Annotated in this window: 21 protein-coding genes; 7 read left to right on the top strand and 14 right to left on the bottom strand. The window is 41.0% G+C overall.

What is annotated here, in order from left to right; genetic code table 11:
* The first annotated feature begins 49 nt into the window (after positions 1-49).
* Positions 50-1,216 carry a metallophosphoesterase gene (locus tag KTR07_RS01945; protein WP_113748585.1) on the top strand — a complete coding sequence of 389 codons (1,167 nt, stop codon included), beginning with the start codon at positions 50-52 and terminating at the stop codon, positions 1,214-1,216.
* Here the strand turns inward: KTR07_RS01945 and KTR07_RS01940 are convergent.
* Both KTR07_RS01940 and KTR07_RS01935 read right to left on the bottom strand, forming a co-directional pair.
* Positions 1,200-4,064, bottom strand: a complete 2,865-nt coding sequence (locus KTR07_RS01940) for an AAA family ATPase (protein WP_055299568.1) — start codon at positions 4,062-4,064, stop codon at positions 1,200-1,202. The genes KTR07_RS01945 and KTR07_RS01940 overlap by 17 nt on opposite strands.
* Positions 4,061-5,311: an exonuclease SbcCD subunit D C-terminal domain-containing protein gene (locus KTR07_RS01935; RefSeq protein ID WP_016267949.1), complete on the bottom strand. Its 1,251-nt coding sequence runs from the start codon at positions 5,309-5,311 to the stop codon at positions 4,061-4,063. The genes KTR07_RS01940 and KTR07_RS01935 overlap by 4 nt, the downstream gene beginning before the upstream one ends.
* A 119-nt stretch (positions 5,312-5,430) precedes the next feature.
* On the opposite strand from KTR07_RS01935, the gene KTR07_RS01930 reads away from it, so the two are divergent.
* A complete protein-coding gene (locus KTR07_RS01930; protein ID WP_008760542.1) occupies positions 5,431-6,189 on the top strand; it encodes a 1-acyl-sn-glycerol-3-phosphate acyltransferase in 759 nt (252 codons plus the stop codon).
* Between the two features lie 78 nt (positions 6,190-6,267).
* Here KTR07_RS01930 and KTR07_RS01925 read toward each other — a convergent pair whose 3' ends face one another.
* The 4 genes from KTR07_RS01925 to KTR07_RS01910 all read right to left on the bottom strand — a co-directional run bounded on the left by KTR07_RS01925 (position 6,268) and on the right by KTR07_RS01910 (position 9,855).
* A complete protein-coding gene (locus KTR07_RS01925; RefSeq protein WP_008766207.1) occupies positions 6,268-6,744 on the bottom strand; it encodes a polysaccharide deacetylase in 477 nt (158 codons plus the stop codon).
* 29 nt (positions 6,745-6,773) lie between these two features.
* Positions 6,774-7,157, bottom strand: a complete 384-nt coding sequence (locus KTR07_RS01920; protein ID WP_008766208.1) for a DUF3244 domain-containing protein — start codon at positions 7,155-7,157, stop codon at positions 6,774-6,776.
* Positions 7,158-7,322: 165 nt separating this feature from the next.
* Positions 7,323-9,077: a tetratricopeptide repeat protein gene (locus KTR07_RS01915; protein WP_008766209.1), complete on the bottom strand. Its 1,755-nt coding sequence runs from the start codon at positions 9,075-9,077 to the stop codon at positions 7,323-7,325.
* 43 nt (positions 9,078-9,120) lie between these two features.
* Complete coding sequence (locus tag KTR07_RS01910) at positions 9,121-9,855, bottom strand: DUF4369 domain-containing protein (RefSeq protein ID WP_008766210.1); 735 nt, start codon at positions 9,853-9,855, stop codon at positions 9,121-9,123.
* Between the two features lie 157 nt (positions 9,856-10,012).
* Between KTR07_RS01910 and KTR07_RS01905 the strand changes: the two genes are divergently transcribed.
* From KTR07_RS01905 to KTR07_RS01895, 3 genes are read left to right on the top strand one after another with little or no spacing between them, the layout of a single operon-like run.
* Entirely contained in the window at positions 10,013-11,257 is a 1,245-nt protein-coding gene (locus KTR07_RS01905) for an anaerobic sulfatase-maturation protein (RefSeq protein ID WP_008766211.1), read from the top strand.
* A 31-nt stretch (positions 11,258-11,288) separates the two neighbouring features.
* Positions 11,289-13,448 carry a S46 family peptidase gene (locus KTR07_RS01900; RefSeq protein ID WP_008766212.1) on the top strand — a complete coding sequence of 720 codons (2,160 nt, stop codon included), beginning with the start codon at positions 11,289-11,291 and terminating at the stop codon, positions 13,446-13,448.
* Complete coding sequence (locus tag KTR07_RS01895) at positions 13,449-15,605, top strand: S46 family peptidase (protein ID WP_008766213.1); 2,157 nt, start codon at positions 13,449-13,451, stop codon at positions 15,603-15,605. It begins immediately after the preceding gene.
* Between the two features lie 89 nt (positions 15,606-15,694).
* On the opposite strand, the gene KTR07_RS01890 is transcribed toward KTR07_RS01895, so the two are convergent.
* Positions 15,695-15,877 carry a type II toxin-antitoxin system HicB family antitoxin gene (locus tag KTR07_RS01890; RefSeq protein WP_008760535.1) on the bottom strand — a complete coding sequence of 61 codons (183 nt, stop codon included), beginning with the start codon at positions 15,875-15,877 and terminating at the stop codon, positions 15,695-15,697.
* Positions 15,874-17,001: a glycosyltransferase family protein gene (locus KTR07_RS01885; RefSeq protein WP_117981218.1), complete on the bottom strand. Its 1,128-nt coding sequence runs from the start codon at positions 16,999-17,001 to the stop codon at positions 15,874-15,876. Before KTR07_RS01885 ends, KTR07_RS01890 begins: the two co-directional genes overlap by 4 nt.
* Positions 17,002-17,196: 195 nt before the next feature.
* Between KTR07_RS01885 and trxA the strand changes: the two genes are divergently transcribed.
* Together trxA and KTR07_RS01875 are read left to right on the top strand one after the other, a co-directional pair.
* Positions 17,197-17,496 (top strand): thioredoxin, encoded by a 300-nt coding sequence (gene trxA, locus KTR07_RS01880; RefSeq protein WP_008760534.1) that lies wholly within the window; start codon positions 17,197-17,199, stop codon positions 17,494-17,496.
* Between the two features lie 14 nt (positions 17,497-17,510).
* Positions 17,511-17,975 carry a co-chaperone YbbN gene (locus tag KTR07_RS01875; RefSeq protein ID WP_008766216.1) on the top strand — a complete coding sequence of 155 codons (465 nt, stop codon included), beginning with the start codon at positions 17,511-17,513 and terminating at the stop codon, positions 17,973-17,975.
* A 111-nt stretch (positions 17,976-18,086) separates the two neighbouring features.
* Here KTR07_RS01875 and KTR07_RS01870 read toward each other — a convergent pair whose 3' ends face one another.
* The 6 genes from KTR07_RS01870 to KTR07_RS01845 form a co-directional block, all read right to left on the bottom strand.
* On the bottom strand, positions 18,087-18,722 hold the full coding sequence (locus KTR07_RS01870) for a SagB/ThcOx family dehydrogenase (RefSeq protein ID WP_008760532.1): 636 nt from the start codon (positions 18,720-18,722) through the stop codon (positions 18,087-18,089).
* A 98-nt stretch (positions 18,723-18,820) separates the two neighbouring features.
* Positions 18,821-19,381 carry an NADH peroxidase gene (locus KTR07_RS01865; RefSeq protein WP_008760531.1) on the bottom strand — a complete coding sequence of 187 codons (561 nt, stop codon included), beginning with the start codon at positions 19,379-19,381 and terminating at the stop codon, positions 18,821-18,823.
* 22 nt (positions 19,382-19,403) lie between these two features.
* Complete coding sequence (locus KTR07_RS01860) at positions 19,404-19,832, bottom strand: Fur family transcriptional regulator (protein WP_008760530.1); 429 nt, start codon at positions 19,830-19,832, stop codon at positions 19,404-19,406.
* A gap of 188 nt (positions 19,833-20,020) precedes the next feature.
* A complete protein-coding gene (locus tag KTR07_RS01855) occupies positions 20,021-20,497 on the bottom strand; it encodes a lipocalin family protein (protein WP_008766217.1) in 477 nt (158 codons plus the stop codon).
* 21 nt (positions 20,498-20,518) lie between these two features.
* Positions 20,519-21,334 carry a DUF1573 domain-containing protein gene (locus KTR07_RS01850; protein ID WP_008766218.1) on the bottom strand — a complete coding sequence of 272 codons (816 nt, stop codon included), beginning with the start codon at positions 21,332-21,334 and terminating at the stop codon, positions 20,519-20,521.
* Positions 21,335-21,346: 12 nt separating this feature from the next.
* Positions 21,347-23,434, bottom strand: coding sequence for a subtilase family N-terminal domain-containing protein (locus KTR07_RS01845; protein WP_008766219.1), 2,088 nt, complete (start codon positions 23,432-23,434; stop codon positions 21,347-21,349).
* Positions 23,435-23,444: the final 10 nt, after the last annotated feature.

Raw genomic sequence — 23,444 nt, 5'->3', positions numbered from 1 at the left:
AGTCAGCTGCTTCGCCTATTTCAACTAAAAATTTAATATCCGTGCTGTTATGTTGCAACGCCTATTTATATTTTTACTTATTTTCCTTATTCTACCGGACATTTATCTGTATCTCAGATTTATCGTTCATCTGACGGCAAAACGCTGGCTGAGAATCCTCTACTGGCTGCCTGCTTTCCTGCTATCCGCAGGATTACTTTATCTGGTTTACTTCTCCAATAACGCCTTTGCCGAACGCCATACACAGGCTATTGGATGGTTTTCCATCTTTTTCTTCCTGTTTACGGCTCCTAAACTATTGCTGTCTCTCTGCACGATTATCGGGGTACCTTTCCACAAATGGCTACGGTGGCCCCGAACTCCCTTTATCTGTACCGGACTGACATTAGCCGTGATTTCTATCGTAATGATCATCTACGGGTCTTTTATCGGACGCACGCAGTTTGACGTCAAAGAGGTAACTTATTCCTCGCCCAAGCTTCCATCGGCTTTCGATGGATACCGTATTGTTCAGCTGTCGGATATTCACATCGGAAGTTGGCAGGGAAATGCTTCCGCTATTCAGAAGTTAGTAAAACTGGTGAATGAGCAACAGGCCGATCTTATCGTCTTTACCGGTGATCTGGTTAATCATCGTGCAGTCGAACTGAATGATTTTCAAGATATACTGGCCGGACTGAAAGCCAAAGATGGAGTCTACTCCATTTTAGGGAATCATGATTACGGTCCTTATTTCCACTGGAAAAGCAAAGATGAGCAAGATGATAATCTGAACGATCTTCTGCAAAGACAAGCCGCTATGGGCTGGAAGTTATTGAATAATTCTCATACGATTCTGATTCAGGGCAGCGACAGTATCGCCCTTATTGGAGTTGAAAACGAAGGAGAACCGCCTTTCTCCCAATATGCTGATCTCCCCGAAGCGATGCGGGGAACCGAAGGAATGTTCCAGATACTTTTAAGCCATAACCCTACCCACTGGAGACGGGAAGTACTTCCACAAACATACATCGATTTAATGCTGGCAGGGCATACCCACGCCATGCAGTTAAAATTCGGTAATCATTCTCCTTCCTCTTACATCTATCCCGAATGGAGCGGGATGTATCTGGAAGGAACACGTGGTTTGTACGTAAATGAAGGCATCGGCTATGTCGGACTTCCTTTTCGCTTCGGTGCATGGCCGGAAATAACGGTGCTTACCCTACGACGGTAAGCACGCTTTTTCCATTGATCTTCTTATGTACCTGCACCTGAACTGAAATACGTTCACTCATTTCTTGTACATGGGAAATGACTCCGATTTTCCGTCCCTGCATCTGTAGCTGCTCCAAAGCTTCCATGGCTGTTCTCAGGCTGTCAGCATCCAACGAACCGAATCCTTCGTCGATAAACAAAGATTCTACTTTCAGATTATTGCTCGAAAGCGAAGATAAGCCCAATGCAAGTGCCAGTGAAATCAAGAAAGATTCACCTCCCGAAAGCGAATATACCGTACGTATCTCGTCACACATATCGCAATCAATCACCTGAAGCGCCAGTGTATCGGGAACTTGCTGTAACTTATACCGTTTGGAAAGATAAGCCAGATGTTTGTTGGCATGAAGCAATAACAGATTTAAAGTATAACTTTGGGCTATGACTTTAAATTTAGCACCGTCGGCACTACCAATCAATTTATTCAATTTAGCCCAACGTACGGCAACTGCCTGTTTTTCGGTAAGTTCTTTGGTTATCTGCTCAAAGATTGTTTTATTCTTTGCCTGCTGCAACAGACATGCCTCCGCAGTCGATAACGTACGTTCCGTATTAAGATTATCTTCCTGCTGTTTCGCTATAGCCTGAGGAAGCTGTTCCGGAAATTCAATACCTTTCTGTTGCTCCCGAAGTTCTTCAATGACAACGGACAGTTGTTTCATTTCTCCTTGCAGGCCGGAAAGACGATTTTGTACTCCTTCCACTTGTTTACGAGCCCTTTCCAACGCCTCATTCAATTCTTTTTCTCTTCGGGCAACAGCAGCCTCAGCTTCGTCCGCACTCTTCCCTTTTAATAACAAAGAACGTTCCTGTCGGAGTGCATCCAACGCTTTAGCGATCACTTCGAATCTTTGTTGCTCATCAACAGCTGCTTTCTGTAAAATAGCCGACTGTTCTTTAGCGGCTGATACCTTTTGCGCAGCCAAACGACACTGTGAGACATTCTCACGCAGAGCATCACAGTGTGTCCGCAATTTCTTTATTTTCTCATCGTTCTGCTGCCATTCCGCATACAGATGCTGATAAGCTGAAATACGTTCCGCCAACTCATTTAACCGATTCTGTATATGTTCTTCCTCTCCAGCCGGCAATCCTTCTTGTTGTAAAACGGACAACTGTTCTTTTATCTGTACCCCAGTTGCCCTTTGATGGGTTAAATCTCGTTGCAGGACAATGCTGCGATTATTTATCTGCTGATAAGCAGACACTGCGGTATTATATTCCTGTTCCATATTCCGGTAAAGAGTATCCACTACCTCTTGTTCCCGATGATAAGGATGTGTCGTACTTCCACAAACCGGACAGGCCTCCCCTTCCTGCAACTGCTGACGCAATGCTTTCACATCCTTTCCTACCGCCATACGGGCATTTTCATAAAGCCGCTGCAAAGCTTTAACTACAGCATCCTGCTCTGCCAACTGCTGTGTACAAGCAGTCACTTCCTTTTCCAGTTTCTCTATATCCTGCTTCGACTTCGATTGTTCTTCAGTCAATTTCTTTATATTCTGCAAGCGCGTCAGTTCTTTTTGAATTTTACCCTGCTCATCTACCAAAGAAGGATAACCAAAAGAGTTTAACCGGCCAAGGCGTTCTTCATTCACCTTTGTCCATGTTTCCAATGTATCCTTTTCCTCATTAAGGATGACTTCAATCTGTTCCAGCTGCAGTGACTCCACATCCGTACGATTCAACAGACGACTCAAAGAATGATAGGAAATCCGTAACTGCTCTACTGCAGATGCAGATTTCTTATCCTGATCCGCCACCTGCTGACGGGCAGCCTGCAAAATTTGTTGCGACTGTATATACCCCGCCTGCTGCGACTGTATTTGTACATCCAGCTGACGTGCCTTTTTCAGATCCGGCTGTATCGCTTCCCACTGCGCTTTAAAATGAATCAGTCCTTCTTCCTGAACAACCAAAGCATCCTGTAGATTCTTTTGTTTATTCAGTTCCTCCTGCTCTTCCTGCTGCTTTTTCATCCAAAGAGCTTCCTGAATTTTCAATGAACGAACCACATTCAATTGCGCATTCAGTTCTGCCAGCAATTTAATCCCTGCCGCACGTTTCTCAACCAACTGTTCTTTCTCATTTTGCAAGGTTAAAAGTTCTTCCTCCGGCAACAACTCAATCACACTCATCTTACTTTGAATCATTGCCACCTCTTCTTGTGCAGCCTTATTCCGGGCAAAAATCTCCTGGGAGATGCGGGAATAAACTCCTGTTCCCGTCAATTTCTCCAGTAGTTCCGCTTTCGCTGCCCCTCTGGATTTCAAAAAAGTTGCAAAGTCGTTTTGTGCCAGCAATACGGTACGGGTAAATTGCTCATACGTCAAACCGACCAACTCTACCAACTGTGCCAGCAATTCTTTCTTCGTTCCCTGAAATTCTTTTTCCGTATCCAAATCTTTCACTTCCAACACTTGAGGCTGTAAAGAACCACTCGCCTTATTCCTTGTCCGCCTGACCGACCACCGGGAACGATATCGATGTCCGTCCACTCCTTGAAAATCGACCTCCGCATATCCGTCACTCGTCCCCCGACGAAGCAGATTTCTCACATCTGACTGATTGATCTGGTTATCTCCCACATCTGCCAGATTGATACTCTCCACCGAAGCCGCAAAACGGGGAGCCTTATCATATAATGCCAGACACAGAGCATCCAACAAAGTCGACTTTCCCGCTCCTGTAGCACCGGAAATTGCAAATATACCAGCCGAAGATAACGGTTCCACCGTAAAATCTATTTCAACACTGCCTTCTATCGAAGTCAGATTCTTCAATCTTATTGCTATAATTTTCATTCTCCTTCCTCCTCTTCTTTACGAGTTGCGGAAATATATGCTTCCTGGAATAAATCAGTCAGGTCGGCAGGCATTTCCGTCTGATAAACCTTTTCGAATGCAGATTGAGCAATCTGCAACGGAGACATTTCCTGCAATCCCTTTTTCCAGCCATCAGCCTCCTTTTCCACTCTTTCTTCCTGACGATAAGCAGAAACGATACGTGCCAGACGATATTTCTTACCAGCCAATGCCTCTTCTATTTCCTGACGAAGCATAGGTTCCGGTTCTTCAAGCAAAACCTTGACTTCCAGATAAGGAGCTTCTCCATCCACCTCCGGTAAATCTCTTAATATTTCTATTATTTTTTCCGGTGAAGCAGCCTCTCCACCCGGCACACTGATAAGAGGTATGGATTGTGGACACTCTATCCTTCTGATATCAACCGCACAGCCTTCATCTAAAGTCACCATCACCACTCCGTGATGATAATGCTTCTCGGCAAAAGACATAGGAATCGGACTTCCGGCATATCTTACATTCTCCCTGCCGGATACCCGCTGTGCTTTATGGATATGTCCCAAAGCCGTATACGCTATCTTTTCCGAAAAAGTATCGGGTGATACACATTCCAAACCACCAATCACTGTCCGTTCGCTATAATCCTTCTCGGCAATCTCTGATCCGGTAGCCTGTAAATGACCGACAGCAAGAATAGCCTGATTCGTTTCCCGGCGTGCCCACAATCTTTGCAAAAGTCGCGCATAAAGTTCTCGAACTCCTTCCATATATGGATTTCCTTCTGTCTCCACTACCGGATAATCTCCCTGCCGCAAAAAAGGAACAGCCATACAAAGTACTTCTGCTTCCCCTTCTCTATTCTTCAATTCTATTGTCAAATGATCATAGTCAATCTCTCCGCCCTCCAATTTGCGCACTACCCCTCTGACTTCCGTCCGCATCGCCTGCAACAAAGGCAGAGGAGCTTCCAAACGCGCCGCAGAGTCATGATTACCGGCAACAATCACAATTTGCAGTTTCGGATTCTCCGCAGTCACCCGATAAATAAACTCATAATATATGCGCTGAGACGCAGCAGAAGGATTGGAAACATCAAACACGTCTCCGGCTATAACCAATGCATCAATCTCGTTTTGTCGGATTTCTTCGGCCAGCCAATCAAGAAAAGCCTTATGTTCTTCCGCGCGGTCGTAACCAAAAAATGTCTGTCCTAAATGCCAATCGGCAGTATGTAGTATACGTATCATATCATTATCTGTCTATAACAGAAGACAAAAATAACATAATCGCAAAGATTATGTTGTATCCTACTGCTTTTTTTACCAATAATCATGTATCTTTGCATATATATAAAAATAAACTCCCCATGAAGATACTATATTATATTTATCAAATTTGTATTGCTTTACCTATCCTATTGGTATTGACTATTCTTACAGCGATTGTCACCATTGTAGGCTCTTTACTAGGAGGAGCTCATTTCTGGGGATACTATCCGGGCAAAATATGGTCACAACTCATCTGTCTTTTTCTGTTGATTCCTGTAAAGATTCACGGTCGTGAAAAATTACACGGGAAGACCTCTTATATCTTTGTGCCGAATCATCAGGGATCCTTCGATATTTTTCTTATTTATGGATTCATCGGAAGAAATTTCAAGTGGATGATGAAAAAAAGCCTGCGTAAGATACCATTTGTAGGAAAAGCATGTGAAAGTGCAGGACACATTTTTGTAGACCGGTCCGGTCCCAAAAAAGTACTGGAGACCATTCGGCAAGCAAAAGATTCGCTGAAAGACGGGGTATCCTTAGTCGTTTTTCCCGAAGGAGCACGTACTTTCACCGGACACATGGGATATTTCAAAAAAGGGGCGTTTCAATTGGCAGATGACTTGCAGCTGGCAGTTGTTCCCGTTACAATCGACGGTTCTTTTGAAATCCTGCCACGTACAGGCAAATGGATACATCGCCATCGCATGATTCTGACCATTCATGACCCTATTCCTCCTAAAGGAAAAGGTATGGAAAACATAAAAGCTACTATGGCAGAGGCTTATGCTGCTGTTGAGAGTGCACTTCCTGAAAAGCATAAAGGAATGATCACAAACGAAGACCAGGATCGGTAAGAAACGAAATGCGGGGATACTCACGCACCCCCGCATACCTAACCAGTCTTTATGCATTAATCTATTAAATCAAAAAGTCTATATATTATGTAGAAATCTTATTGTCTGGTTAGACATCATTTGCAATTCCTGGAATGTCAAAGCAAATCCTCTTCTTATTTCTTCTTCTAATCGCTCTAAAGAGAAGTACTCTGCTTTTATTCCATTGATTTTGCCTCTAAAATAATTATTGTATTGTTCATGCAATGTATCTGGAGTAACTAAACCTCCAAAACCATATTCCCCCACTACAATAACCGGTTTTCGTTGTAATACCCCTTCATAGGCTATACCCCTTGCGCCAATGATAAGCCCAGCCTCATTTACAGCTTCACTTATCTCCTCGTCAGAAAAGATATATCTCACCTGATACTCTTGTATTGTATCTAATAGAATACTTACTCTCAATTTTGCACGGGGACAATCAATCCCGACTGCAATAGAAGAATTATATTCAATAGATTGCTGTTTGTCACCTTCCCAAGTGCCAATAGCAACTGTATGATGACTATTCATTATATAAAAGTTAAGGTCTAGTTCCTTATTTACTCTATTACTAGTTCTCCGTATACGTATCCGCCTCCGGCGACTTTAAATTCTAGTTTATAAACGCCCGGAGCCCATCCTTCTATAGAGAAAGAAGTTGTTTGTCCAGGAGCCGTTACCTGACAGACTTCCTGTACTTGTCCATCCACTAGTATTTTCACTTCGCCCAAAGGAACTGTGAAAATGATTTCTACAATATTATCATCTGTAGAAACAGACGCACTAATAGGTATTACAGGAATAGAACGACTTGTCGTAGTCGGAACTTCTCCTTTTAACACAAGAGGCAGTTTTCTCTCTACCCGTTCTGTACTCTCAATAGCGATCATATTCCCTGCAATAAATAATGCAGCTAGAAAAGATAAAATAAAACGTACTTTCATAATTATATTGCTTTTTTGTTTCGCCAAAAGTACGGTATGTATTCGAAAAAACAAAAAAATCAACCCGGACAAATTACAAGAGGTTAATGAAAAGTAACAACCTATTAATCAACATATTATTAATTATCAATTTAACATTTACCCGGACAATCCATTTTTTATTTCTCAGAATTCCTTCAAAAAAAGGTCCAAATCATCTTGCGGAGAAATGCCTAATCGACCTTTAAGCCTGCCTTTTGCCCTCGTTACAGAATCAGAAGTAGTATGAAAGATACAACTTAGCTCTTCGTGACTCAAACCAAATTTAAGAAAACAGCAAATCTCAAGATCATGTTTAGTAAGAGTTGGAGCTCTTTCCAATAAACGACTAACATAATTCCAATAAATCAAATCAAACAGACTAAATAACTTCTGACGCTCTTCATTAGAAAGTTTTCCTCTTAAGGTCCCCTCTTTTATTGCCAATAGAAGCCGAAATGCATGTATAAATGAGCCTGAAGATATGCCAACATTTAATTCACCCCCCAGTTCTTTCAGATGTTCCGACAAAGTTTTATTCTGCATGGTTAAAAGAACAATCTTTCCATTGAGTTCTCCTACTTTAGTACGATTTTCTTCTAACATCAGATTTTCCTTTAACACCTGATCTTTTGATATTTGAATATCCTCTATTTCCTGTTGGTATCGTTCTATTTCTTCTTCATTCTCTTGAATCTGTAATTCAATCTCGGCTATTTTCTTTTTGTTATTCCGATTTTTATAATAATAATAACACATACATGCAACAACAAATAAAAAAGCAATCGTACCCCACAGAATAAAGTTCGTATATCGTACTTTCATTTGCAAATTATCATTCCGTAGTTTTTCATTCTCATATTTTTTCTGTAAACTTGCTATTAACTCTCGTGAGTTAAGCTCCTCCATAGCATTAGTTATGGAATCTGCTAATTCATGATAAACTATTGCCTCTTCAAAATTATCAATGTCTTTTTCCAAGAAATATAAACAATCGTATGCACTAATCTGCGTATATGCTTTAGAAGAGTTCGCACTCATTATTAAATATTTTCTAGCATTTTCTGTCTGCCCCATTTGCATATATAAATATCCTAAAGACAAACATTCCATATATTTCTTTTCTTCATCTGTTTCTTTTTCATAAGCAGCTAAGAAATAACGTTCTGCTTCTGATAAATTTTGCATAGAGCGATACAATATACCTAATTCATGCAATATTGTAATTTCAGATAAATAATTCTTCTGTACTGCTATTTCTAATGCGTTATTATAATATAAGGAACAGCTATCCCATTCAGACTTAAACAAATAAACTCTAGCAATATTCAAACTAGCACTAATAACCGAAAGAGAATCCTTTAACTGCTTATATGTAGTAAGTGCTTCCCTAAAATTCGTCAAAGCATCATCGTACAAGTCCTGTTTTCGATTTATCATACCAACCTCTTCTGCTATCAATGCCAACATTTTATGATCCTTAGTTCTCTCATAAACATCTTTTGCCGCAAGAAAAGATTTCAAGGCTTCTTCCTCCTTATCCAATTCAAGCATAACTCTTCCATGATAAAATAGAGCCTTTGCATACATTATTGGGGAGGTCTGAGTTATTGTATAGTAATTCAGAGCTAATGCAATCAACGAATCCGAACTAAACTTCATATAGTTCTTATCCATTGCCTGCGTCATCAGAAGAGCATAAGTCGCTTGTGACTCACCCCACAATTTTTCAGGATCATGAATACCTTTTAATAGGTTTAGAGCACTATCCGGACATAGATCCATACACTTTTCCACTTTTGAAAAAGTCATGTTGAGAGCGTCCGTATCTCTATGACAGGAAACTGCCAAAAAAGAAAGAATAAAGAAAAAAGCAATACGAATAGAAAAGGACGTTTTCATCTTATCTTGAGTTTTATGCAAAAATACGCAAAAAACTCAAGATTTATTTCTTCGAACCTACATTTTGTTGCATCCGTTGATGCTCTTCTATCAATTGCATGTTCTCTTTGGCCTTCGTCAAGAACTCTCGCACCATCTTATTACTCTTAAAAGAATAGGGAGCATCCTTTATTATATCATCTATTTGTGGAGTCATAATAGGATATGGCAAAGAGCTGCAAAGCATTATAAATACATTAGGTCCTAATACATTTTCATAATTATCCGAGATGAAAGTCTTGACATATTGATTCATCGCTTTCATCAGTGAATCTCCTTCTGCAAGTAACTGTTCATGAACTTCTTCCAGATCAGCGCCATCCATCACCATACGGGTTTCTTTTCTTTCCAGTTCACCGATGCTTTCTTCCATTGCATTCTTCTTTGCAATAAAGTCATACAATGCTGTGTTCAAAGGAGTTCCAACCGCTTTAAGGTCGGTATTGCTAATGGTAATAACGATCTTGCCACTTTCCAACACAACCGGCATGACACTTTCGTCATCCATATAAAGTGTTGTCATTTGTACAGAATCGATTTTCCCTTTCATTGAAAATGATCCATGCACTACTTCAGCCGAGTCCAGTTTTGTCCATTCTCCATCCCTCAAAGTCTTCAGATATAACATTTTTCCATCCAGACCATTTACTGAAGATGTTCCTTCTATCTTATACTTATGAGTACACGAAGCTAGAAAGGGAAGCAAAAGCACAAAAGGCAAAATCTTATTCACGTTCATTGTTTCATTAAATTCTGGGTACAAAGGTACAACTGATTCGGACTTAAAAGAAACATTTTATCAATATTTAAAACTTGTAAGACTCTTTTCTTTAATAATCCTTATAAACAGAGGTGGGAGATCATTTTTTTCATTTAGTTTATCTAAATTTGCAGTCATGAAAGCAACAACTTATGCACCTTTTGCCAAACCGCTTTATGTCATGGTAAAGCCCGTGGGAGCCGTATGCAACCTCGCATGCGAATACTGCTATTATTTGGAAAAGGCGAATCTATACAAAGAAAACCCGAAACATGTAATGAGCGATGAGCTACTGGAAAAGTTTATCGACGAGTATATCAACTCTCAAACCATGCCTCAAGTGCTTTTTACCTGGCACGGTGGAGAAACGCTGATGCGTCCGCTTTCTTTTTATAAAAAGGCGATGGAGCTGCAAAAGAAATACGCCCGCGGACGTACGATTGACAATTGTATCCAGACGAATGGAACCTTGCTTACAGACGAATGGTGCGAGTTCTTCCGTGAAAACAACTGGCTGGTAGGGGTTTCCATTGATGGCCCGCAAGAGTTTCATGACGAATATCGCAAAAATAAGATGGGCAAACCTTCTTTCGTCAAAGTGATGCAAGGGATCAATCTCCTGAAAAAACATGGAGTAGAATGGAACGCTATGGCTGTTGTGAACGATTTCAATGCCGAATATCCATTAGACTTTTATAATTTCTTCAAAGAAATAGATTGCCATTATATTCAGTTCGCTCCGATTGTTGAACGCATTGTTTCACATCAGGACGGTCGTCATCTTGCCTCTCTGGCAGAAGGTAAAGAAGGGGCATTGGCTGATTTTTCCGTAAGTCCGGAACAATGGGGTAACTTTCTCTGTACAATTTTTGATGAATGGGTAAAAGAAGATGTGGGCAAATTCTTCATACAGATATTCGATTCCACATTGGCTAACTGGATGGGCGAGCAACCGGGCGTATGTACAATGGCGAAGCATTGCGGACATGCCGGCGTTATGGAATTCAACGGAGACGTATACTCTTGTGACCACTTCGTATTCCCGGAATATAAATTGGGAAATATCTATAGCCAAACTTTGGTGGAAATGATGCATAGTGAACGACAGCATAACTTCGGAACAATGAAATACCAATCACTCCCAACCCAATGCAAGGAGTGCGACTTTCTATTTGCCTGCAACGGAGAATGTCCAAAGAACCGCTTCAGTCGGACAGCGGACGGCGAACCCGGTCTGAACTATCTGTGCAAAGGATATTACCAATACTTTCAGCATGTAGCTCCCTATATGGATTTCATGAAAAAAGAATTAATGAATCAACAGGCTCCTGCCAACATCATGAAAGCACTAAAAGACGGAAGTTTAAAAATAGAATATTAACATCATAATTTATAATTGTTATCATAAAGTAATGAACAGACTAAGACTTTATTTATTAGCGCTGACAGCGCTGCTGGTATGTACCGTAAAAGCGGACGAAGGTATGTGGTTATTGCAACTAATGCAACAGCAACATTCCATAGATATGATGAAGAAACAAGGATTAAAACTGGAAGCCCAGGATTTATATAATCCCAATGGTGTCTCTTTGAAAGATGCAGTCGGTATATTCGGAGGAGGATGTACAGGAGAAATCATTTCACCGGAAGGCTTGATCCTGACTAACCATCACTGCGGTTATTCTTCTATCCAGCAACACAGTAGTGTAGAACACGATTATCTGACAGATGGCTTTTGGGCTACATCCAGAGATCAGGAACTTCCTACTCCGGGACTAAAGTTCACCTTCATCGAACGTATCGAAGATATAACAGATATTGTGAATGCTAAAATCGCCGCCAAAGAGATTACAGAATCCCAGTCATTCACCGGTGCTTTCCTTGAAGGACTGGCTAAAGAACTCTATGAAAAAAGTGACCTGAAAGATAAGAAAGGAATTGTACCGCAAGCCCTTCCTTTCTACGCAGGAAACAAATTCTACCTGTTCTACAAGAAAATATATCCGGATGTACGTATGGTTGCCGCTCCTCCTTCTTCAGTAGGTAAATTCGGTGGCGAAACAGACAACTGGATGTGGCCCCGTCATACCGGTGACTTCTCCATGTTCCGTATCTATGCAGATGCCAACGGAGAGCCGGCTGAATACAGCGCAAGCAATACTCCGCTGAAAACGAAGAAACATCTGTCAATCTCCATCAAAGGTTTAAAAGAAGGAGACTATGCAATGATCATGGGATTCCCCGGAAGAACCAGCCGTTATCTGACTGTGTCAGAAGTAAAAGAACGCATGGAGTCAACCAATGAACCGCGTATCCGCATTCGTGGTGCACGCCTGGCTGTTTTGAAAGAAGTGATGAACGCCAGCGATAAAATCCGTATTCAGTATGCAAACAAATATGCAGGCTCCAGTAACTACTGGAAAAACTCGATCGGAATGAACAAAGCGATCATTGACAATGACGTATTGGGCACTAAAGCAGAACAGGAAGCTAAATTTGCTGAATATGCAAAGGCACAAAACAATACCGAATATGCCAATGTTGTGAAAAAGATCGATGATCTGGTAGCACAAACAGCTCCTCTCAATTATCAACTGACTTGCCTGACTGAAGTTTTCTTCGGAGCTATCGAATTTGGTAACTCAATGTTAACTAAAACACGGGAAGCTTTGGTTGATAAAAACGACTCTCTGATCAAAGTTCGTCTGGAAGGTCTGAAAGAAAACTTCAAAAGCATCCATAACAAAGACTATGATCATGAAGTAGACCGCAAAGTAGCTAAAGCACTGCTTCCTCTCTATGCAGAAATGATTCCGGCAAACCAACGCCCTGCTATCTATAAAGTGATCGAGCAAAAATATAAAGGAGATTACAACAAGTTCGTAGACGATATGTACGATAAGTCTATTTTTGCCAATCAGGCTAACTTTGATAAATTCCTCAAAAAGCCGACAGTAAAAGCTATTGATGAGGATCTGGCTTTGCAATATGCCCAATCCAAATACGATCAATACGGCAATCTCCTTGATCAGCTAAAAGAGCTAGACAAAGAACTTGCTCTGCTCCACAAAACTTACATCCGCGGTTTAGGTGAAATGAAATTGCCTGTTCCTTCATATCCGGACGCAAACTTCACCATTCGCCTGACCTATGGTAACGTAAAACCATATGATCCGAAAGATGGTGTACACTATAACTATTACACAACAACAAAAGGTATTCTTGAAAAAGAAAATCCGGAAGACCGCGAATTTGTGGTACCGGCCAAGTTGAAAGAACTTATAGAAAAGAAAGACTACGGTCGTTATGCATTACCTAACGGTGATATGCCTGTCTGCTTCCTGTCAACCAATGACATTACCGGTGGTAACTCCGGTAGTCCAGTATTGAACGAAAACGGAGAATTGATCGGCTGTGCATTCGATGGTAACTGGGAATCTCTGAGTGGTGATATTAACTTTGATAACAACTTGCAACGTTGTATCAACCTTGATATCCGCTACGTCCTGTTTATCCTTGAGAAATTAGGAAACTGCGGCCATCTGATTAATGAAATGACTATCGTAGAATAAATGAGAAAACAAATTATATTTGCTATTTTTTCACTGGCAACTCTTAGCATCCACGCCGATGAAGGTATGTGGATGCTAACTGACCTGAAAGCACAAAATGCAGTTGCCATGCGGGAACTCGGTCTGGAGATTCCTGTTGAAGAGGTATATAATGCCAATAGCATCTCTCTGAAAGATGCTGTTGTACACTTCGGTGGCGGATGTACCGGAGAAGTCATTTCTTCTGAAGGACTGGTACTCACCAATCATCATTGTGGTTACGGAGCTATCCAACAACATAGTAATGTAGAGCATGATTACCTGACAGAAGGATTCTGGGCCATGAACCGTGATGCAGAACTTCCCACACCGGGATTGACCGTCACTTTTATCGACCGTATCCTTGATGTAACCAGTTACGTAAACGATCAGTTGAAAAAAGATGAAGATCCGAATGGTACTAATTATTTGTCGCCAAGTTACCTGAGCAAAGTGGCAGAACGCTTCGCTAAAGATGAAAATATAGAAGTCACCCCTGCAACCAAACTTGAACTTAAAGCTTTTTACGGAGGAAATAAATATTATATGTTTGTAAAGACCGTATACAGCGATATTCGCATGGTAGGTGCTCCCCCCTCTTCTATTGGTAAATTCGGAGCCGACACAGACAACTGGATGTGGCCCCGCCATACCGGAGATTTTTCCCTCTTCCGCATCTATGCTGATAAAAACGGCAAACCTGCCGCATATTCTAGAGACAATGTTCCTTTGCAGGTCAAAAAACATTTGAAAATCAGCATTGCCGGAGTACAGGAAGGTGACTTCACCTTTGTTATGGGATTCCCGGGACGTAACTGGCGATATATGATTTCCGATGAAGTGGAAGAGCGTATGCAGACTACCAACTTTATGCGTCAACATGTACGCGGTGCCCGTCAGAAAGTTCTGATGGAGCAGATGCTGAAAGATCCTGCCGTACGAATCCATTATGCAAGTAAGTATGCATCTTCAGCCAATTACTGGAAAAATGCAATTGGTATGAACGAAGGATTAGTACGTCTCAAAGTACTGGATACCAAGCGTAAACAACAAGAAGAACTCTTGGCCCGTGGCCGCGAAAAAGGTGATGATTCTTATCAGAAGGCATTTGATGAAATACGTTCTATCGTTGCTCATCGACGGGATGCACTCTATCACCAGCAAGCCCTTAACGAAGCACTTGTCACAGCACTTGACTTTATGCGCCTCCCTTCTACAACAGAAATGGTCACTGCCCTTAAGTCAAAAAACAAAGAACAAATAAAAACAGCTACCGAAAATCTGAAACAAGCCGGTGAAAAATACTTTGCCTCCGTTCCCTTCCCGGAAGTAGAGCGAATGGTTGCCAAAACCATGCTGCAAACTTATGCCAGCTACATTCCGGAGGAACAACGAATCAATATTTTCGAGATCATAAACTCACGTTTCAAAGGAAATATAGATTCATTTGTAGATGCTTGTTTTGAATATTCGATTTTTGGTAATCCCAAGAACTTTGAAAAGTTTATCAAAAAACCAAGCTTATATAAGATAGGTCATGACTGGATGGTACTTTTCAAATACTCCATCACAGATGGAATATTGAAAACTGCCATTGCCATGAAAGAGGCTAATCAGAACTACGACGCTGCTCATAAGGTATGGGTAAAAGGAATGATGGACATGAGACAGGAAAAAGGAATGCCTATCTATCCGGACGCCAATTCAACCTTACGACTGACTTACGGACAGGTACTTTCTTACGAACCTGCCGACGGAGTAGTTTATGACGCTCATACTACACTCAAAGGAGTTATGGAGAAGGAAGATCCAGGAAACTGGGAATTTGTAGTTCCGCAGAAGTTGAAGGAACTATATAAAGCCAGAGACTATGGACGCTATGGTAAAGACGGTGAAATGCCTGTCTGCTTTATTGTTAATACTGATAATACAGGAGGAAACTCCGGCAGTCCGGTATTCAATAGCAAAGGACAACTAGTGGGCACAGCTTTCGACCGCAACTATGAAGGGCTGACCGGAGACATCGCTTTCCGCCCCTCCTCACAACGTGCCGCCTGTGTAGATATCCGCTATACCTTATTTATTATCGATAAATATGCAGGAGCCTCCCACATTATTGATGAACTGAGTATTGAATAAATAGATAATGAAAAATGGATAATGGAAAATCTCTATGCAGAATGGCATCATCAATTCTCCATTATCCATTATCCATTTTCCATTATCCATTAAATAAACTCTTCTACCATATACATCTCATCTATCATTTCATTCATTGTTTCCTGCAAATTCAGCACAGCTTCTTCAGGAGACTCTCCGTAAGCATTACATTGCATATTCACAGTCAACCAGGCATAATATCCGCCGTCTGACGCCCGCTCAAGTACATAATCTGTTTTATTCAGTTTCATATCGGTAAATAATTAGTAAATGTTGGTATTGAAGTAATTGCTGATTGTGATGCAGCCAGTTTTTCCAGTTCCAGAATAATACGTCGTTCACCGCTACGTACCCAACGAACGAAAGTACGATTAGGAGAATACGTTCCGGCAAAACGGAGTAAAGGCTTCAAATCAAAAGAATCACTGATAATTCCGGCTCCTGCCCTCATTGCATCATGGGCATTACAATCCTGCTCAATATGTGCCGGAACCATCAATACAGGTTTTCCCAGATACATTGCTTCACAGATAGATTCGAACCCAGCAGTGGTAGCATAAGCACGACAACCGGCCATCCCATTAAGAAACTTCACATCATCTATCTGATAGAAACTTAGTGTTTCGTCAATCCTGGTCACCTCATCTGCATCTGCTTTGTCCCAGAAAAACCTCAAAGGAACTTCCGGATATATCGTATGAAACTCCTCCACACTATCTGCAAAACCGGAATTTACCATATATCCATGAATATAATTTCCTTCTTCCGGTTGAATAGCAGTTACTTCCTGCCGAATTAAAGGAGGAACTACCACCACTTGTTCTACCCTGTCCGGTTCCATATCATTGAAAGATAAAGCAAGTTTCTTCGAAGATCTTACAGCTGTCATCTTGGTGAAGAAACGCAGCATCCGTAATTGAAAAGAGTTTTTATCCGGAAATTCAAAATTCTGATGTAAAAACAAGTATTGGTGTCCGACGCAGACATATGGAACGGAGGGACGAAAGAGTGTGTAGGTAAGTCCTGTCAAAAGCTCGTAGAAGTTGATCACTACTTCCGCCCCTGTATCCTTAATCCGCTGGTTAATATAGCACATACTGCGAAAATATTCCGGAATACGCAGTAAATTATAAATAAAACTTTTCTTTAGATTCGCTCGTTTATTATCTGCCGCAGGCAAGAAATTAGGACTGATAAAACGTTTGACCGGTGCCTGTATATTCCGGTTAAAAAATCCGGGCAAGATACGTGATGAACTCTCACCGACTAATACTTCCACTACTTCATGTCCATTACGCAACAACATTTCTTCAAGGGTAATAGCTTGTGTCAAGTGTCCCCTACCCTCGCCTTGTACAATAAATAAAAATTTCATGAGGCTATCATTATTAGTTTATTTCTTATTTATTTGTTTTTCGTTATGCAAAGTTCCCTTTTCTAGATTACAATAAGATGACTCTACAATTACTATTTTATGAACAAAAACAGCTTTTTCCCGTTATATTAATAAAATAGAAATTATATTTGCAGTCTTCAAAGACTGATATTTAAATTTAAGAAAGGAAAGATTATGGAAAAGTTTGAAGATTTAATACAGTCACCGATACCCGTTTTAGTTGATTTCTTTGCAGAATGGTGTGGACCCTGCAAAGCAATGAAACCCGTTTTAGAAGAATTGAAAACAATGGTAGGAGATAAAGCCCGTATTGTGAAGATAGATGTTGACCAACATGAAGATTTGGCTACTAAATATCGCATACAGGCAGTGCCGACTTTTATTTTATTCAAAAATGGAGAAGCCGTATGGAGACATTCCGGAGTTATCCACAGTAGTGAATTAAAAGGAATCATCGAACAAAATTACATATAAAAGGAAAATAGCGAATGAAGAAAGTATTAGCAATGGTAGCTTTTGTCATGCTGAGCGTTATCGTATACGCCTTCAATGACAAACCGGATGCCAATCAAGGTAAAAAAGAGGTAACAGGTAACGGTGAAGTCGTCGTAATGGACAAAGAAATGTTTCTGAAAGACGTCTTCGATTATGAAAAATCAAAAGAGTGGAAATACAAAGGTGACAAACCTGCCATCATCGACTTATATGCAGACTGGTGTGGTCCTTGTCGCCAGACAGCCCCAATCATGAAAGAATTGGCAAAGGAATATGCAGGGAAAATAACAATCTACAAAGTCAATGTAGACAAACAGAAAGAACTTGCTGCCTTGTTTAACGCAACAAGCATTCCATTGTTTGTATTCATTCCTATGAAAGGAGATCCGCAGCTTTTCCGTGGAGCGGCTGACAAAGCAACTTACAAGAAAGCTATCGATGAATTTCTACTGAAATAAAGAGCCCTAATTATAGTGACACTATCCGGTCAGGATAATGACATTATAATATAAAAATGGTGACACTATCCGGTGTGGATAGTGTCACCATTTTTATATGCAGAATAAAGATCATTTAAAGTATCCCACGGGATGATTCATCATAGGAATCTGACTATCTTTCAGTTTCAATACTTTCTTCAGCTGAGCGGCATCCATCGAAGCACGTGGCACTGTAGCCAGTTTAGCCGCAGAACAGAAAATAGAAATATTCTGAGAAACAATACCGGCATCCATGGCTCCCATTAGTTGATTCTGTATCTTCTGAGCATCACCAAAACGGGAAACATCACTGATTAATACTAAAGATACCGGAGCCGTTTTTACAAAAGCCTGGCCACCCGCTACCGCTCCACGGTAATCTCCTTCAGCAATCAGATTTAACTGATGATTCTTTGCGTCATACAAGTAACTTCCTTCCGATAATATCACATATACGTCTACATCCTGCTTATTCATAGCGGAAGGAGCCGTTCGTTTTCCAGCATCCGAACGATTGATTCCGTTGGCCGCCCATAATAAGTCTGACAAATCAGCAAGAGTTAACGCTTTCGAAGCATACTCACGCGTAGATTGACGTTCAGACAATGCCTTCATCACCGTACCAGTACGATTTAAATTAGGTTTTGGTAACTTAACAACCTTATCAGCAGCAAAAGCAGCCGCTGAAAGCATTAAACAAACGAACAATAGTTGTACCTTTCTCATAATTGTGGTATTTATAAAGTTAATAGGCAAATATAAACAAAAAAGGTCTGCATTCACTATAGAACACAGACCTTTTAAAAGTTATTTATAAGGCTTTATTATTTCTTATCTCCGAAATAACGGTTGTAAAGTCCTTCAAAACCTTTACCATGACGAGCTTCGTCCTTGCACATTTCGTGTACAGTATCGTGAATAGCGTCCAGATTCAAAGCTTTAGCACGAGTAGCGATACGTTTTTTGTCTTCGCATGCACCTTGTTCAGCATCTTTACGCTTTTGCAGGTTAGTTTTTGTATCCCAAACACAGTCACCCAGCAATTCTGCAAATTTAGAAGCATGTTCAGCTTCTTCCCAAGCATAGCGTTTGAAAGCTTCAGCTACTTCAGGATAACCTTCACGGTCAGCCTGACGGCTCATAGCCAAATACATACCTACTTCAGTACATTCACCCATAAAGTGATTATTCAGATCCTTGATCATTTCTTCGTCACAACCTTTTGCAACACCAATCACGTGTTCGTCAGCAAAAGACAATGCACCACCTTCTACTTCAACAACTTCTACGAATTTGCTGGCAGGAGCTTTACACAAAGGACATTTCTCAGGAGCTGCGTCACCTTCATAAACGTAACCGCATACAGTACATCTAAATTTTTTCATTTTCTTCTCAATTTTAAATTAATTAGTCAATACGTGTTTCTTTATCTTTTCTTAAGCAATTCTTGCATATACCTTTATAATAATAATGAACTTCCGTCACTTGATGCCCATCCATTTCCAGACTTTCAACTTTCTTCACGGCTTCCGGAGATTTTAAGTCGTAAATATGTCCGCAATACCTGCATAAGAAATGAGAGTGAACAGAAGTATCCGCATCAAAATTTGTATTCTTCTCATCAATCGTGAGCATCAATGCAGCTCCCTGTTCCGAAAACAATCTCAAAGTGTTGTATACCGTCGTTTTCGAAAGTGTCGGCATAGAAGGAGATAACGCTGTATAGATATCATCAGCCGAAGGATGAATGGGATGATTCATCAAATATTCCATGATCGCTATGCGCTGCATGGAAGGCTTTATATTATGCTCTAACAATCGTTCGTATGGTTTCATAAGTTCTCCCTCTTTTCAAAGTTGTATTCATTACAATTATAAATCTGATGCAAATATAGAAAGTCCCAATATCATTTCCAAATAAAATCAATATTTTTTTTGCAGATATGTATTACTAAATTCTTCCATACAAAAAAGGCCATCTTAATAAAGATGACCTTTAGACATTGATATACCTCTATTTTGCCTTAATTCTTGTTGGTTTTAGCCTCTTCGATTATTGATTCAGGTACTTTTTCGCAACGGACATATTTATTCACGTCACTATCATCATCTTTTACAGTCCAAATCATGGAACCGGATTCTAGCAAATCCGTTACGATATAGTCATTGTTCCAGTCACCATTACCAAAATCATATTCACCACTAATAACATATCCCAGATAAGGATCGTTTTCTATATTAAAAGAACCAGTAATATAACGTGCATACATACTGTCAAACTTCTGATACATTTCAAAAGTCAGTTCTCTACGATTAAAAGTTATATAGCAATATGTACCTTCTGCCAGAGCTTGTCCGTTCCATTCAGAAAGTTGCCACGTTCCGTTTAAATTAGCAGCAGTGACCGGCAAGGCAGGAATCTCTACCTTTTCATCGTCGTCACAGGATGCGAAACAAAGCACGAAGGCGAATAAAGCCATTAATTTGAAAATATTCTTCATGTCTTCTTTTTATTTTTATTGTTACTTAATACAGTTTACTTTTATATTCAATGTTCGGTCTGACGGTTGCCCTTCCACTCCCTCTATAATAATAGGAAAAGTAAATGAACGACCTTTTTCCACAGGAATCAGTGAGGCGTCTATTGTAATCACAACGTCGGCTTCACTACCCGGACTGATTACTTCCGGCTCGGTACGAAAAGTTGCAAACTCAGGAATAACAGCAGCCGACAAACGCAATGATTGGTTTCCGCTGTTACCACACAGGATTCGTTCGGAAGGACGCTTTCCCGCATTTACTTCCCGAAATTCTATCCGGTTTTGTTTCAGTCTCAATTTACCCATCTTATATGGATAACGTCCCCATTCATCCGCTCCCGGCAACACATTACCTATTAATGTAAGGCGTGCCACAGGCATTTTGTCCGAAGAAGACAGATAAACAAAAGCATTCGTGTCTATCGTTCCGGGATGATTCTTCGGATGATAAGTCAATACTACAACTCTCGTTTCACCGGGAGATATCTCCCCTGTACGTACATCTGCTACCGCACATCCACAAGTAGTTCTTACACGGGTAAGATTTATGGCTTTGCCACTTACATTAGTACATGTGAAACGATACATTTTTGGAGCATCATCTTCGGTTAATGTCCCGATATTCAGCACAGTCTTGTCAAAACGCAGAATATGTTCCGCTCCTTTTATCAACGGCGGATTTATCAGCGTATCTGTTTTTTCCTGTGGAGTGAAATGGACATTCCGGGCTTCAACCGCCCGGAATTGTCCGATGACTACACATAATAAAAAGAATCGTATCCAAGTAACTGGTTTCATTGAATATTAAAATTACATCCAACCATTATCATTAGCCTTCTTGCGAACGGTAACAGTAATGGATTGTTCGCTTCCATTGCTTACTTTCACTGTAATACGGGTTGCACCGGTTTTTACCCCGGATACTGTCATAAACGTACCATTGACAGATACTGAAGCGACAGTTGTATCACCCGATGTGCAGGTATAAGTTAGATTCTCTCCATTAACAAAATAGCAGGCAAGGTTTAAAGTCGATGCTGCACCTTCTGCTACATACATATTGGGTACTACCATATCAGAACCATTACCCTCAATATTGTTAAGCAACATTCCGGCATCCAGCAAACCTGCTCCCATCTTGCCCACATATTTCGATAACTCTACTCTAGTAGCGGAAGCTCCGGATGAGATGTGGTTACGATAGTAAGCCTTCACTTCTCCTGTATTATACCAGCTATCGAGTGGTTTTGTAGATGATTTCAATAGTTCGACAAACTCACTTGCTTTAAAATGACGACGTTGTTTGACAGCATACGACAACCCCAATGCTGCAACTCCTGATACATGCGGACAAGCCATAGATGTACCATCCATAAATCCATAGGTCGCATTACCGTTTTGTATCCAAGTCGAGAGAATAGAACCGGAATGGATTCCTTCTTCCCAACCTTCAGGGTCATCTTGCCCCACCGGATTGTAATATTCCGTATCACCACCTGGAGCAGATATCGTGACTTCCTTTCCATAGTTGCTATATGAGGCCGGAGTAAAATCGGCCGCTACCGCACTGACAGATATACATTTGGAATAAGCAGCAGGAAATGCAGCCATTCCCGCATATTCGTTTCCGGAAGCGAAAATTGCCAGTCCACCGTCTATCACCCCATTGGGCGAACCGGCATTATTGATAAAGTAGTCCAATGCATCTTTTTCCAACGGATACAATTTTTCCCATTCTTCTTCCGATCCCGGACCGGGAGTATATCCTTCAATCAGATTGGCCAAGGAAGAGTTGTATCCCCAGCTACACTGAAGAATGACTGCGCCATTATCAGCCGCATATTTTATAGCCCTTGCTTCAGCATCCAAGGTAACACCGGCTTCACCCGCAAACACTTGACATGACATAATTTTCACTCCGGAGTTTTTGGAACCATCGCCACCGGCAATACCGCAAACACCTTCGCCATTATTATTCATAGCAGCAATAGTACCTGCAACGTGCGTCCCGTGTCCCGTGTCAACTGCATCCATCCACGAAATGATTCCTGAATTGCTCACGAAATTGTAGCCATATTTATCGTCCTTATATCCGTTACCGTCAGCATCCTTATCTGCATAAAGTTCTTCCTTTTCATTGATCCACATATTACCTTTCAAATCAGGATGGGTATACATCACACCTTCATCCAGCACAGCAACAATGATAGAAGGATCGCCCGTACACTTCTTCCATGCTTCCATACAACCGACATCACACCCCGGCCTGGAACCATTTTTCAATACGTTCTGATTGTCAAAAGGGTTATTGCCACTGTTATTATAATGCCATTGATATGCCAATCCGGGATCGGAGAAGGTGCTTCCTGTCGTAACAGTACGTGTTGCCGCCTTCTGTCGCAATGCACTCTCACTAACATAACTCCGATAGCCATCAACTCTGTAAGCACGCTGAATGTGACTGTTAGCCTGTACTTTAGCTACTTCGCCTAATTTAGCAAGACGACCGGCGGCTTCCTTCAAGTCTGTATTTTCATCAAACTTTACCCGATACCACAAATGTAATCCTGAAGTACGGGTACGTTCTTCATTTTTAGTGTCTACCGGAAATATACGTTCAAAATGATATGTACCCAGAATATCCAACACTTCGTCAGTAGAAGGAATCCCGGAACGGGTCATAGCCCCCCCACTTCTTGTTGCAACTGTGAGAGCCTGATCAAGAATCTCTGTCATTGCAGGATCGAATTTAATCAGCAATTCACCGGAAGTGACATCAGCCGGAAGCTGAACTTCCGTCCCCCCTGTTGGGGTAGACGGTTGTTCGATCACTTCTTGTTCCGAGCATGAAGCCAGCATCAAGGCAAACAGTGCTGTATATAAGAAATTTTTCTTCATTGTTCTTATT

This window comes from Bacteroides sp. MSK.20.82 (assembly GCF_019052485.1).
GTDB lineage: Bacteria > Bacteroidota > Bacteroidia > Bacteroidales > Bacteroidaceae > Bacteroides > Bacteroides thetaiotaomicron.
The sequence above is the reverse complement of the archived record's forward strand: the minus strand, read 5'-3'. Positions and strand labels throughout refer to the sequence as shown.

What these genes read in the sequence shown, in the direction of transcription:
- KTR07_RS01870 (WP_008760532.1), bottom strand. Translation starts at nt 18,722, where the DNA reads ATGAGAAAGGTACAACTATTGTTCGTTTGTTTAATGCTTTCAGCGGCT.
- KTR07_RS01945 (WP_113748585.1), top strand. Translation starts at nt 50, where the DNA reads ATGTTGCAACGCCTATTTATATTTTTACTTATTTTCCTTATTCTACCG.
- KTR07_RS01860 (WP_008760530.1), bottom strand. Translation starts at nt 19,832, where the DNA reads ATGAAACCATACGAACGATTGTTAGAGCATAATATAAAGCCTTCCATG.
- KTR07_RS01850 (WP_008766218.1), bottom strand. Translation starts at nt 21,334, where the DNA reads ATGAAACCAGTTACTTGGATACGATTCTTTTTATTATGTGTAGTCATC.
- KTR07_RS01895 (WP_008766213.1), top strand. Translation starts at nt 13,449, where the DNA reads ATGAGAAAACAAATTATATTTGCTATTTTTTCACTGGCAACTCTTAGC.
- KTR07_RS01910 (WP_008766210.1), bottom strand. Translation starts at nt 9,855, where the DNA reads ATGAACGTGAATAAGATTTTGCCTTTTGTGCTTTTGCTTCCCTTTCTA.
- KTR07_RS01920 (WP_008766208.1), bottom strand. Translation starts at nt 7,157, where the DNA reads ATGAAAGTACGTTTTATTTTATCTTTTCTAGCTGCATTATTTATTGCA.
- trxA (WP_008760534.1), top strand. Translation starts at nt 17,197, where the DNA reads ATGGAAAAGTTTGAAGATTTAATACAGTCACCGATACCCGTTTTAGTT.
- KTR07_RS01845 (WP_008766219.1), bottom strand. Translation starts at nt 23,434, where the DNA reads ATGAAGAAAAATTTCTTATATACAGCACTGTTTGCCTTGATGCTGGCT.
- KTR07_RS01905 (WP_008766211.1), top strand. Translation starts at nt 10,013, where the DNA reads ATGAAAGCAACAACTTATGCACCTTTTGCCAAACCGCTTTATGTCATG.
- KTR07_RS01865 (WP_008760531.1), bottom strand. Translation starts at nt 19,381, where the DNA reads ATGAAAAAATTTAGATGTACTGTATGCGGTTACGTTTATGAAGGTGAC.
- KTR07_RS01875 (WP_008766216.1), top strand. Translation starts at nt 17,511, where the DNA reads ATGAAGAAAGTATTAGCAATGGTAGCTTTTGTCATGCTGAGCGTTATC.
- KTR07_RS01890 (WP_008760535.1), bottom strand. Translation starts at nt 15,877, where the DNA reads ATGAAACTGAATAAAACAGATTATGTACTTGAGCGGGCGTCAGACGGC.
- KTR07_RS01935 (WP_016267949.1), bottom strand. Translation starts at nt 5,311, where the DNA reads ATGATACGTATACTACATACTGCCGATTGGCATTTAGGACAGACATTT.
- KTR07_RS01855 (WP_008766217.1), bottom strand. Translation starts at nt 20,497, where the DNA reads ATGAAGAATATTTTCAAATTAATGGCTTTATTCGCCTTCGTGCTTTGT.
- KTR07_RS01940 (WP_055299568.1), bottom strand. Translation starts at nt 4,064, where the DNA reads ATGAAAATTATAGCAATAAGATTGAAGAATCTGACTTCGATAGAAGGC.
- KTR07_RS01930 (WP_008760542.1), top strand. Translation starts at nt 5,431, where the DNA reads ATGAAGATACTATATTATATTTATCAAATTTGTATTGCTTTACCTATC.
- KTR07_RS01900 (WP_008766212.1), top strand. Translation starts at nt 11,289, where the DNA reads ATGAACAGACTAAGACTTTATTTATTAGCGCTGACAGCGCTGCTGGTA.
- KTR07_RS01915 (WP_008766209.1), bottom strand. Translation starts at nt 9,077, where the DNA reads ATGAAAACGTCCTTTTCTATTCGTATTGCTTTTTTCTTTATTCTTTCT.
- KTR07_RS01925 (WP_008766207.1), bottom strand. Translation starts at nt 6,744, where the DNA reads ATGAATAGTCATCATACAGTTGCTATTGGCACTTGGGAAGGTGACAAA.
- KTR07_RS01885 (WP_117981218.1), bottom strand. Translation starts at nt 17,001, where the DNA reads ATGAAATTTTTATTTATTGTACAAGGCGAGGGTAGGGGACACTTGACA.